Origin of the sequence: Actinoplanes lobatus, from assembly GCF_014205215.1 — a bacterium.
Taxonomy (GTDB): domain Bacteria; phylum Actinomycetota; class Actinomycetes; order Mycobacteriales; family Micromonosporaceae; genus Actinoplanes; species Actinoplanes lobatus.
The window spans coordinates 9,133,472-9,145,672 of sequence record NZ_JACHNC010000001.1; the positions used below are offsets into that span (position 1 = coordinate 9,133,472).

Annotated in this window: 6 protein-coding genes and 1 pseudogene; 6 read left to right on the forward strand and 1 reads right to left on the reverse strand. The window is 71.0% G+C overall.

Going from position 1 to position 12,201, the window contains the following annotated elements; genetic code table 11:
• Positions 1-118 precede the first annotated feature (118 nt).
• Positions 119-3,196, reverse strand: coding sequence for an NACHT domain-containing protein (locus BJ964_RS41680; protein WP_188125811.1), 3,078 nt, complete (start codon positions 3,194-3,196; stop codon positions 119-121).
• A 58-nt stretch (positions 3,197-3,254) separates the two neighbouring features.
• Here BJ964_RS41680 and BJ964_RS41685 point away from each other — a divergent pair, with 58 nt between their 5' ends.
• The 6 genes and pseudogenes from BJ964_RS41685 to BJ964_RS41710 form a co-directional block, all read left to right on the forward strand.
• Positions 3,255-4,289: a hypothetical protein gene (locus BJ964_RS41685; RefSeq protein ID WP_188125812.1), complete on the forward strand. Its 1,035-nt coding sequence runs from the start codon at positions 3,255-3,257 to the stop codon at positions 4,287-4,289.
• 153 nt (positions 4,290-4,442) lie between these two features.
• Positions 4,443-5,186, forward strand: a complete 744-nt coding sequence (locus BJ964_RS41690; protein ID WP_188125813.1) for an SDR family oxidoreductase — start codon at positions 4,443-4,445, stop codon at positions 5,184-5,186.
• A gap of 281 nt (positions 5,187-5,467) precedes the next feature.
• Positions 5,468-6,937 (forward strand): pyridoxal phosphate-dependent decarboxylase family protein, encoded by a 1,470-nt coding sequence (locus BJ964_RS41695; RefSeq protein WP_229806719.1) that lies wholly within the window; start codon positions 5,468-5,470, stop codon positions 6,935-6,937.
• On the forward strand, positions 6,937-8,217 hold the full coding sequence (locus tag BJ964_RS41700) for a lysine N(6)-hydroxylase/L-ornithine N(5)-oxygenase family protein (RefSeq protein ID WP_188125815.1): 1,281 nt from the start codon (positions 6,937-6,939) through the stop codon (positions 8,215-8,217). Before BJ964_RS41695 ends, BJ964_RS41700 begins: the two co-directional genes overlap by 1 nt.
• Positions 8,214-10,415 (forward strand): GNAT family N-acetyltransferase, encoded by a 2,202-nt coding sequence (locus BJ964_RS41705; RefSeq protein ID WP_188125816.1) that lies wholly within the window; start codon positions 8,214-8,216, stop codon positions 10,413-10,415. The genes BJ964_RS41700 and BJ964_RS41705 overlap by 4 nt, the downstream gene beginning before the upstream one ends.
• Positions 10,412-12,193 (forward strand): annotated as a pseudogene (locus BJ964_RS41710) (penicillin acylase family protein); the annotation flags it as partial. The gene BJ964_RS41705 and the pseudogene BJ964_RS41710, both read left to right, overlap by 4 nt.
• Between the last annotated feature and the right edge of the window lie 8 nt (positions 12,194-12,201).

The following is a 12,201-nucleotide window of genomic DNA, read 5'->3' on the forward strand; positions in this document are numbered from 1 at the left end:
CTCGGTTCTCGCCACGGATGGCCTCTACGGCCGATCGCCGCATCGCAGCTCGGCGATCCACACGATTGCCTCTACGGCTGATCGGTGCGCCGCAACTCGGCGATCCACACGATTGCCTCTACGGCTGATCGGTGCGCCGCAACTCGGCGAGGCTCGCGGCTGCATCCTCGTCGCCCGCGTCCGCCAGCGGGCGCAGGTATCGGATCGCCTGATCCACATCGCCGCGACGGGCCAACAGACCGGCGAGCCGCCGGGCGACGCTGAGATCGCCGCGGTCCGCTCGCGGGCGGAGAAGACCGATCGCCTCCTCGACGTCGCCCCGCTCGGCCAGCAGGTCGGCCAGCCGTCCAGCGGGCTCCGCGTCAAGGCCGGATGCCCAGGGCCGTAGCAGGTCGATCGCCTCCCCGGCCCGCCCCCGCTCCGCCAGCAGACCCGCAAGCCTCAGGGCGGCCTGCACATCGCCGAGCGCCGACCTCGCCCGCAGCTCGTCCTCCCGGCCCTGCCGGGCCAGCAGTTCGGCCAGCCATCTGGCCGCTCCCACCTCGTCCGCGTCGGCCCGCTCACGCAGCTCGTCCAGGCGTCCCTGCTCACAGAGCACCTTCGCCAGCCACGGCCCAACGTGCAGGTCACCCGCGTCCACCAACGCCCGCAACTCGTCGACGCGCTGCTGCTTCGCGAGAATGGGCGCCCACTGCAACGTGGCGATCACATCGCCAGCGCCGTCGAGCAGGGGCAGCAACAACTCCAGCGCCTCCTCCTCCGCACCCCTGTCGGTCAGCAGGCCGGCCGCCAGCCGGGCGGCATGCCGGTCGTTCGGGGCGAGGTCCCGCAGGATGCGGATGGCCTCGTCCACCTCGCCACCACGAGCCAGGGCATCGGCCAGGTGCCGGCTCGCCACCCGGTCGCCACCGTCCGAGCGGGCCCGCAACGCGCCGAGATCGCCCTGCTCCACCAGGAACAGGGCAAGAGCCACGGCGGCGTCCCGGTCACCGGCGTCGGCGCGCGCCCGCACCTCGTCCACACCACCCCCCTGCCGGAGCAGCACCACTAGCAGCCAGTGGTCGGCGTTCGCGTCTCCCGCCTCCGCCCGTGCACGCAGTTCGCCGGTGCGCTCACCCAGCACCAGTAGGTCGACCAGCCGGTCAGCGGCGGAGGCGTCCCGGTCGGCGAACCCACGAAGGACGCCGATCGCCCCGTCCAGATCGCCGCGGTCGGCCAGCAATTCGGCCAGCGTCCGGGCCGCCGCCACGTCGCCGGCGGCGGCCCGCGCCCGGAGAACACCCAGGTGCATCGGGTCGGACAGGTGCTCCTGGAGCAGCACGTGCCGGAACTGGTGGATCGCGCCGGAGCGGCGGAGGACCCCGTGCCGGTAGGCCTCGGCCAGGAAGTGATCCAGGCGCCACGGCAACCAGCCCTGAACCGCGAGGCGGGCGTGGGCCAGCCGCCAGCACACCCAGGTCCAGCCACCGGCGGCAAAGGCGGCGGTCGAGCCGTAGAGCAACGCCGCCGTCACCCCGACCGGCACCGGCGGTGTGCCCGTCGCCGCTGCCGTGGCGGCGAACACCGAGCCGGCTGCCAGGGCATGTCCGACCGCCGTCACCGTCGGCCCGGCCTCGCGCAGCTTCGTCGGCCCCCGCAGGGTGATCCAGACGTACGCGAGCACCGTGGCGGCGAGACCGGCCAGCAGGGCAGCGGCGTTGTATGCCGTCATGAGCCCGATGAGATAACCACCGCCGAGGCCGTAGACGAGCGAAACTTTGAGCGGCTTACGAAGCCGGACCACACCCTCGTGCTCGCCCGGGAAGATCACCCGCAGCCATCCGAACGCCCCGCACAGGAAGCCCGCGATCGCCCCGGCGACCGCGACCTGGACGGAGAATCCGGCGGCCGCCGCGAGCACGCCACCGACCGTTCCGACGGCTGCGGCCACCGCGACCGTCGTCCTCCTTCGCGCTCGCTGCGGCAGGGCCGCGAGCAGGCCCGGATCCAGCTGCCACCAGCGCACGTCGCGGGTGTACGCGGCGTACAGGTGATAGGCCAGGCAGCTCAGCCAGCGCCGTCGCCGTGCACCCGGGTAGGCGGCCGTCAGGAACGCGTCCATCAGCCGCCCGGCGATCTCCGGCCGGGAGCCGAGGGCCAGCAACTCGGCCGGGTCGGCGCCCGGCTCCTGGTAGGCGGTCCGGGCCAGCGACACCATCAGCGGTGTGGACAGCGTCCGCACCAGCGGATCCCGATCATCGGCGGCACGCAGGTGGGTGAAGACCCGCTCCCACCGGGAGCGGCCCGACTCGGGGTAGGAGAGGTAGGCCACCGCGGCGTCCACGTCGACGGCCTCCAGTTCGACCACCGCCGCGGTCGTCAGGATGTGGCCGGCGCGCTCGTACTCGCCGATGCGGGAGGTCAGGACCAGGGGACGGCCCGCCGACGCGTGGTCGTCGAGTGCCCGCAGCGCCGGGCCGATCGCCGGGCCGGGCAGCTCGTCCAGGCCGTCCAGCAGCGGCAGGACCCGGTTCTGCTCGACCAGACGGCGGGCCACCGTGAGCGGGTCGCCGTGCCGGCCCAGCACCGGCCGATGATCCTCGGCGAGCCGGCGGGCGAGAAGATCGTCGAGCGGCCCGGCCGGATCCCACTCGCTGATCGGCACCAGCAGCGGGATCTGCTCACCGGCGGTGCGGGTGCGCAGCAGGCCCAGGGTGAGCAGCAGGGCGAAGACGCTCTTGCCGGCGCCCGGTTCGCCGAGCACCACCAGCTGGCGGCGGGGCAGCGCCCGGAACGCGGCGACGATCTCGGTGTTCAGCTCGTCGGTGCGGCCGGTCAGCGGGAACTCACGCCAGTCACCGGCCGCGGCCGAACCGAGGACCGCCTGCCGTCCCGCCGCCGGGCGGCCCGTCGACGACCAGCGGACCAGCACCGGGGCCGGGCGGGTCACCTCACGGCGGACCGCCTCGCCGGCCCACGCGTTCTCGATCGGGGCGAGCAGGTCGGCGGCCACCCGGTCCAGGTCCGGACCGGGTCCGGCGCGGTGGCGGGCCCGTTCGATCCACACGACGGCCGCGACCAGCGCCGCGACGGCCGACCACACCGCCCACGGCCACCACCACCAACTGTCCGGCGGGTTCACCGTGTTGGTGGCCATGTTCCCGGCGAGCGCGAGCGCGACCCCGGCCAGCAGGGCGGCGATCGGCGACGGTCTCACGATATGAGTATCGATGCGTGGGGCAATTTCGTCGTACCCCGCTGCTAGCGTGCCCCGCATGCCGATCAAGCCCGTGCACGGTGGGGATCCGATGCCCCTGGAGAGTCCTGACGACGTGGCCGCTCTCGTCGGGCATCTGGAGCGGCGGGATCGTCAGCCGGCCTGGCTCGGTGACCACTTCTCCTACCTCGCCGGCACGCGGCCGGACTGGTTCCGGCCGTTCCAGGAGACCGTGGTCATCGACAATCACCTGCCGTTCTGGGAGGTGCTCTACGACGACGCGTGCGTGCTGCTCGCCGGCGCCTCCGACCGCTGCGTGGAGACGCTGGCCGGCCGGCTGCGTGATCGCTGGTCCCACTACGACATGTGGGCGCTCGCCGCGATCGGCACGGACGCGGCCCGGGTCGTGATCGCCGACCTGGTGCGCGCGGGCGCGGACCGGCAGGATTTCGAGGACTCCGGAATCTGGGTGCCATCCACCGGCCCCGCGGAGTACCGGTTCACTTCTCAGCGCCGGGTCGTGGTGCTGGAATTGGGCGACTTCCCCGGCGCCGACAATCCGGTCGGCCTGCCGGTCGAGCGGATCGTGCGCGACCCGGCCACCACCCCGGTGGTCTGGCACTACGCGTCGTTCCGGCTCGGCCAGATCCCCGGGCTGCCATCCTTCCCGGCCGAGCGGGTCCATCTGGCCGCGCCCGCGTCGGCGTGCCTGTGGACGGTGTTCGCCGACATCGGCGCCGACGGCCGCTACTTCGGCGAGGAGGTGCGGTTCGAATCCGGCGACGACGACCCGGACGAGGACTACGCGGGCGACGCCCCCGGCTTCGGCCTCGGCCGGGCGGTGCTGCGCCCCTACGGCCCCGACCTGATCTACAGCAACGGCACCGTCCACACCTCTCCCGGCGTGGTCGGCACCGCGGGCGGCCCACCGATCGGCCTGTACCCGAACCCGTCCTGCCCATCCTGCAAGCGCTTGATGTTCCACGCCCTCACCGTGGAGACCTACATCCGCGAACACGGCGACGGTTTCCGCAGCCTCTACCTCTGCGAGGACTGCCACAAGGTCGCCTCCACCGCCACCGCCTGGAACTAGAGGTGAGTCACCACGACATCGCCAGCGTGAGGTTCCACCCCGGACCGGAAACCGGAGTTTCATGCCGCTAGTCCAGCACCGGGTTCGGCATGCCGGGGACCGTACCGGTCGACGGGTCTGTCACATCGCGGCGGGCCGGGTCGTCGTGATGGCATGAAGCGGATTCTCGTCACCGGGATCACCGGCACTCTGGGGCGGCCGGTGGCCGGCATGCTGCGGTCGTTCGGCGCGGAGGTTCGAGGGCTCAGCCGCCGGCCCGGGCAGGATTTTCAGGGGGATCTGGCCGACGGCTCCGGGCTGGACGCGGCGCTGAGCGGCGTCGACACGGTGGTCCACTGTGCCAGCGACACCCGGCGGCTGGGGCGCGGTGATCTTCAAGGTCTGCGGAACCTGCTGGCGGCGGCCGGGCGCGCCGGGCGGCCGCACGTGGTGTTCGTGTCCATCGTGGGTGTCGACGAGATTCCGTACCCGTACTACCGGGTCAAGCTGGCCGCCGAGGGCCTGGTCGAGGAGTACGGCGGGACGATCCTGCGGGCCACCCAGTTCCACGAGTTCGTCCTGGGTGGGGCCCGGATCGCGGCGCGGCTGCCGGTCGTGTTCGCCCCGGATGTGCCGGTGCAGCCGATCTCGACACGTGACGTGGCCGCCCGGATCGCGGAACTCGCCGACGGTCCTCCCGCGGGACGGGTCGCCGATCTGGGCGGGCCCGAGGTGCTGCGGGCTCCGGACCTGTTCCGCGACTGTCTGCGGGCCTCGGGACGGGACCGCCGGATCGTTCCGGTGCGGCTGCCCGGGGCCACGTTCGGGGCTTTCCGGCGGGGCGCCCACCTGGCCCCGCAGCATCGGTCGACGGGTGAACACTGGGCCGACTTCCTGCGAGCCCGAACCGGCGGGTGACCACGTGACCGACCGTCAGGTGAGGGTGCAGCTGTCCTGTTCTGATCTTCTACATCGACGATGCCAACTCCGAAAGAGTGGGCATCGTGCGTTATATGGCAATCGTCACTCGGCGGTCGTCGAAGCGGTCCTCACGAGGACATGTGCAGGTCGCGCCGTGCCCGAGGGGCCTGTGGGCACAGTGTCGAAAGTCCCACGGCGCCCGGGGCAAGTTTCCTTCCCGTGCCCGGACAGTTAGCCTCCCCTCTAGTTAGGTAAGGTTTACCTTATTGGAGGCCTCGTTGGAGCGGTCCGATTCCCCGCATCTGTTTTCCGGCTCCACCCTGGACGGTTACACGTCCGGTGTGTGGCACGCGTCGGCGCTGCTCGCCGACCGGGTGAAGGCAGTGCGGCAGCCGTACTCCGGCGCAGGCGTCGCCGAGTTGCAGGAACAGGTCGACACCGTCGACCTCGACCGGCCCCTCGGTGACACCGGTGCGGCTCTGCACGAGGTCGCCCGGCTCTACCTGGACAACGCCGTCTGGTTCCACGAGCCCACCTACGTCGCCCACCTCAACTGCCCGGTCGCCATCCCCGCGCTCAGCGCGGAGGTGCTGATCTCGGCGGTCAACTCCTCGGTGGACACCTGGGACCAGAGCACCGCGGGCACCCTCATCGAGCGCCGCCTGATCGACTGGACGGCCGGGCGGATCGGCTTCGGCCCGGGCGCCGACGGCATCTTCACCAGCGGCGGCACCCAGTCCAACCTGCAGGCCCTGCTGCTGGCCCGCGAGGAGATCCTGGCCGGTCCGGTCGGGGACCGGGCCACCGCGATCCCGAGGCTACGGATCTTCGCCACCACCGAGAGCCATTTCAGCGTCAGCAAGTCGGCCGGCATCCTCGGCATGGCCGCCGACGCGGTGGTCGGTGTGGCCACCGACGGCACCGGCCGGATGGACCCGGAGGCGCTCGCCGCCGCCGTCGACGACGTGCGCCGCGACGGCGGGATCCCGATGGCCGTCGTCGCCACCGCCGGCACCACCGACCTGGGCCGCATCGATCCGGTCGACGCCATCGCGGCGATCTGCGAGAGCCGGGGCATCTGGTTCCACGTCGACGCCGCGTACGGCTGCGGTCTGCTCGTCTCGCGCCGCCGGAACCTGCTGGACGGCATCGAGCGGGCCGACTCGGTGACCGTCGACTTCCACAAGAGCTACTTCCAGCCGGTCAGTTCCAGCGCGATCGTGGTGCGCCGGGGCGAGACGATGCGCCGGATCGCGGTGCACGCCGACTACCTGAACCCGCGCACCGCCGCCGTGCCGAATCAGGTCGACAAGAGCCTGCAGACCACCCGCCGCTTCGACGCGCTGAAGCTGTGGATGACGCTGCGGACCATGGGCGCCGAGCAGATCGGTGCCATGTTCGACGCCGTCATCGACCGGGCGCACGAGGTCTACCTGGAGATCTGCGACGACCCGGACTTCGAGGCGGTGGCCGCGCCGACGCTGAGCACGGTGCTGTTCCGGTACCGGCCGGCCGGGACGACCGTCGCCGAGTGCGACGACCTGATGCCGCGGCTGCGCCAGCGGCTGTTCTACGGCGGCCGGGCGATCGTCGCCGGCACCACCATCGGCGGCCACTACTGGCTCAAGTTCACCCTGCTCAACCCGAACACCACGATGGACGATCTGCGCAGCGTGCTGGACCTGATCCGCGGGATCGGCGCCGAGATGACCGGCGAGCGCGACGGGGCCGCGGCGGTGATGGCCTGATGCGCACGTACGACTTCGCCGCGATCGGCGTCGGCCCGTTCAACCTGGGGCTGGCCGCGCTCACCGAGGACCTCACCGACGTCGACGGGATCTTCCTGGAGCAGCGGGCCGAGTTCGACTGGCATCCCGGTCTGATGATCGACGGCGTGACGATCCAGGTGCCGTTCCTGGCCGACCTGGTCACGATGGCCGATCCGACCTCGCGCTTCTCGTTCCTCAACTACCTCAAGCAGGTCGGCCGGCTCTATCCGTTCTACATCCGGGAGAGCTTCTACCCGCTGCGCGCCGAGTACAACGAGTACTGCAAGTGGGTGGCCCGGCAGCTGCCGTCGATCAGGTGGAACACCCGCGTCGACACCGTCACCCACGACGGTGAGGCCTACCTGGTGCACACGAACGGTGGGACGTTCCGGGCCCGCAAGCTGGTGCTCGGCATCGGCACGGCGCCGCGCGTCCCGGCCGCGGTGGACCAGGGGCCTTACGTGCACAGCTCCGGCTACCTGCCCGAGAAGGCCGGGCTCCAGCAGCTCGACTCGATCACGATCATCGGCAGCGGGCAGAGTGCCGCTGAGATCTACCTCGATCTTCTCAACGACATCGAGACGTACGGCTACCACCTGAGCTGGATCACCCGCTCCCCGCGGTTCTTCCCGATGGAGTACACCAAGCTCACGCTGGAGATGACCTCGCCGGAGTACATCCGGTACCACCAGCGCCTGCCGCTGGAGACACGCGACCGGCTCGGCCGTGAGCAGCGCAACCTTTACAAGGGCATCAGCGGCGACCTGGTCGACACCATCTACGACACGCTCTACACCAAGAGCCTGGCCGGGCCGGTGTCCACGACACTGCTCACCGGCACAGCCCTTTCCGGCGTGATCTGGGACGGCGAACGCTGGACGCTGGCGCTGGAGCACCAGGAGGAGGGCAGCTCGTTCACGGCCACCACCCGGGGACTCGTGCTGGCCACCGGCTACGCCCCACGGGTGCCGTCCTTCCTGGACCCGGTCCGTGATCGGATCAACTGGGACGCCCGCGGCCGGTTCGACGTCACCGTCGGCTACGCCGTCGACCGCGAGGGTGACGAGATCTTCGTCCAGAACGCGGCCGAGCACACGCACAGCGTGACCGACCCCGACCTGGGCATGGGCGCCTACCGCAACAGCGTGATCCTGCGGGGCATCACCGGGCGTGAGATCTACAAGGTCGAGGAGTCGATCGCCTTCCAGCAGTTCGGGGCCCCCACGGCCGACATCCCCAAGGCACTGGTGACATCGTGAGACTCGTACCGCTGAATCTTGATCGTGATCTTGATCTTCTCTTCGCCTGGGTGACGCATCCCCGTGCGCACTACTGGGGCCTGCAGGGTGCCACCGTGGAGCGGGTGCGCGAGGAGTACCAGGGCTTCCTGGACAACCCGCACTACGACGTGTGGCTCGGGCTGGACGACGACGATGCCCCGCTGTTCCTCGCCGAGACCTACGACCCGGCGCACAGCGAACTGGCTCCGCACTACGACGTGCGGCCCGGTGACATCGGCATGCACGTGCTCGTCGCGCCGCCGACCCGCAAACGCTCCGGGGTCACCTCCGCGGTGATGCGGGCCGTCATGGACCTCTGCTTCGCCGATCCGCGGATCGAGCGGGTCGTCGTCGAGCCGGACGTCCGCAACGACGCCATCCAGCGCAAGAACGCCGAGGTCGGGTTCGTGCCGGAACGCGACGTGCCGCTGCACGGCAAGACCGGCCGGCTCAGCTTCTGCACGCGCACGGCGTACGCGATGAGCGTCCCGCACCTGCGGCCGGAGGCCATCGAGTTCGCGCACCGGCGGCTGATCGCGAAGGCCATCGCCGAGTTCAGCCACGAGCGCCTGATCTCGCCCCTTCATGACCCTTCGCAAAACAGGTACCGAGTCGGCGAGAACACGTTCACCGCGAAGCGCTACCCGCTCGAGCACTGGGTGATCGACCCCGACTCGCTGGACGGGCCGCTCGACGCGCTCGACTTCATCGCACGCCTGCGCGAGACGCTCGGCATCCCGGAGAAGTTGCTCGGCACGTACCTCGAGGAGATCTCCGCGACGCTGGCCGGCAGCGCCTGGAAGTACGCGCATCGCCGGGAGAACGCCGAGGACCTCGTGCACGCGAGCTTCCAGACCATCGAGGCGGCCATGACCGAGGGGCACCCCGGGTTCGTGGCCAACAACGGGCGCATCGGTTACGGGCTCGGCGATCACGAGGCCTACACCCCGGAGTCCGGGCGGCCGGTCCGCTTGCGGTGGGTCGCCATTCGCAAGGACCAGAGCATCTTCGTGTACGAGGGAAGCGAGCGCGACCATTACCGGGCCGAGCTGGGCGACCTGCTGGACCGGTTCGAGCAGCAGCTCCGTGGCCACGGGCTGGACCCGGCCGGGTACCGCTACCTGCCGGTGCACCCGTGGCAGTGGGAGCACAAGGTCACCGTCACGTTCGCACCCGACGTGGCCCGCAGGGCGATCGTCCCGCTCGACGCCGGACCTGATCGTTATCAGGCACAGCAGTCGATCCGGACGTTCTTCAACCTGGACCGGCCGGAACGCCACTACGTCAAGACCGCGATCGCCGTACAGAACATGGGCTTCCTGCGCGGGCTGTCGCCGAAGTACATGCGGGCCACGCCGCCGATCAACGACTGGGTCGCGCGGGTCGTGGAGGGTGACGAGGAGCTGCGCGCCTGCGGATTCGGCGTGCTGCGGGAGCTGGCGTCGATCGGGTACATCGGCGACGCCTATCACCGGACCGGGACGCCCAGCGCGTACACCAAGATGCTCGCGGCCCTGTGGCGGGAGAGCCCGCTCCCCCGCCTCGCCGAGGGCGAACGGCTCGCCACCATGGCCAGCCTGCTGCACCGCGACCGCGCCGGGAACTCGCTGGCCGCCGCCCTGATCCGCGAGTCCGGCGTGGCACCGGCGGCGTGGGTGGCGACCTACCTGCGCGCCTACCTGCGGCCGATCGTGCACTGCCTGCTCAAGCACGATCTGGCGTTCATGCCGCACGGCGAGAACCTGATCCTCGTGCTCGAGAACCACGTACCTGTCCGCGTGTTCATGAAGGACATCGGCGAAGAGGTGGCGGTCATGAACGATCAGCCGCTGCCGCCCGAGGTCGAGCGGATCCGCATCGACGTCAGCGACGAGATCAAGGAACTGGCGATCTTCACCGACGTGTTCGACGGGTTCCTGCGGCACCTCGCCGGGATCCTCGACTCGGACGGGGTGCTCAGCGCCGCCGAGTTCTGGGCGCTGGCCGGCGACTGCGTCCGCGAGCACGCCAAGGACCACCCGTCACTCGGCGGGCGGCTCGACCTGCTGCGGCCCACGTTCCGGCACTCCTGTCTGAACCGGCTCCAGCTGCGCAACACGCTGCAGATGGTGGACCTCACCGATCAGGCCAGCTCGCTGATCTTCGCGGGCGAGCTGGACAACCCGATCGCGGCATGAGGGTCTACCGCGACGCCTACGGGATCCCGCACCTGCGCGCCGGCTCGGTCCTCGACCTCGCCTGGTTGCAGGGGCGGGTGACCGCTTCCGATCGGGGCCGTCAGATCACCGTCGAGCGGCTCCGCTCCGAGGGGCGTCTCGCCTCCGTCGCCGGGGCCGCCGAGGTGGGGTGGGACCGGTTCGCGCGGCGGGTACGGCTCGACGAGACGGCGCGACGGTCATTCGCCGAACTGGACGATGCGACCCAGCGGTGGTTGCGGGCGTACGCGGCAGGTGTCCGCGCCGGTGGCATCGAGTGGCAGCCGTGGTCGTCGCTCGGCGTTTTTCAGGTGCAGCACATTCTGTTCGGGACGTTCGGCAACAAGATGTGGCGGGCGCACGTCGAGCGGACCCTCGGCCCGGACGCCGTCGCGTGGTTCGCCAACGAGGGGCCGGGCGGCTCCGGCAGCAACGCCTGGACGATTCCGGGCGAGATCGCCGGCGACCCGCACCGGCTCCTCGAACTGCCCGGCGTCTACCAGCAGATCCGGCTCGCCTGCCCGGCCTTCGACGTGGCCGGGCTCACCTTCCCGGGCGTCCCCGGCGTGCAGCACTTCGGCCACACCGGATCGGTGGCCTGGGCCATCACCAACGCGATGGCCGATTACCAGGACCTCTACATCGAGGAACTGCGCGCGACCGGGGACGGGTTCGAGGCTCGCGGCGCGACCGGCTGGGAGCCGGTGGTCACCCACCAGGAGACGATTTTCGTACGGGACGAGCTCCCGGTCGTGGTCGATGTCCTGGAGACCGCGCGAGGGCCGGTCATCGATGGGAACCTGAGTCTTCGTACGCCGTCGTTGTCCGCGTTCGACCTGGGTTTCGACGCCCTGTTGCCGCTGCTGCACGCGTCCACCGTCGACGATGTGGCCGACGCCCTGTCCCGCTGGGTCGAACCGGTCAACAGCGTCCTCACCGCCGACAGCACCGGCCGCACCCTGCAGCTCACCGTCGGCCGGGTGCCGCAGCGCGACGAGCGCAACCGGATCGTGCCGGTCCCCGCCTGGGAGGCCCGCTACGCGTGGCGGCCGGAGTGGGCGCCGATGTTCCGTGCCGAGGTGACCACCGCCGTCAACGCCAACGACCGGCGGCCCGACACCGAGCCGTACGGCGTGGACTTCGCACCGCCCGCCCGCGCCCGCCGGATCCGTGAGCTGCTCGAATCCGGGGTGCCGCACGAGTCGATCCACATGGACACCGCGCTTCCCGCCGACTCCGCCGAGGCCGGGCGCCGGATGGCCGAGCGGTCGGCCGTCGCCCGTGCGTTGTGCGACCTTCCCGCGCTGGGGCCGCTCTTCTCGCCGTCCGGTCATGATCCGCTGTTCGCGCCGTGGACCGATCCCCGTGCGCGGATCGGGCTTGCTCTCGACGGGGTGCTCGCAGGGCTCGGCCTCGATCCGGCTCTCGTCGCCGCGCCGTCCCCACTATCAGGTTCGCCGGATTCTTTCTGGGGTGCGCGGCATCTGCTGCACCCGCTTCCTCTGCCCGGGCTGGACGTCGGCGTGCCGGAGGTCCGGCTCGGTGGCTCAGCCGGCTGCGTACTCAACACGTCCAGCATTCCCGGGGTCAGTGACCTGTGCTGGCGCGGGCCGGTCGCCCGCTATGTCTGGGACCTCGCCGACCGGCGGCGCAGCCGGTGGGTCGTACCGTTCGGCGCGTCCGACGACCCCGCGTCGCCGCACTTCCTCGACCAGCTGCCGCTCTGGGCGGACGGGGCGCTCGTCCCGCTGGTCACCGACTGGGAGGA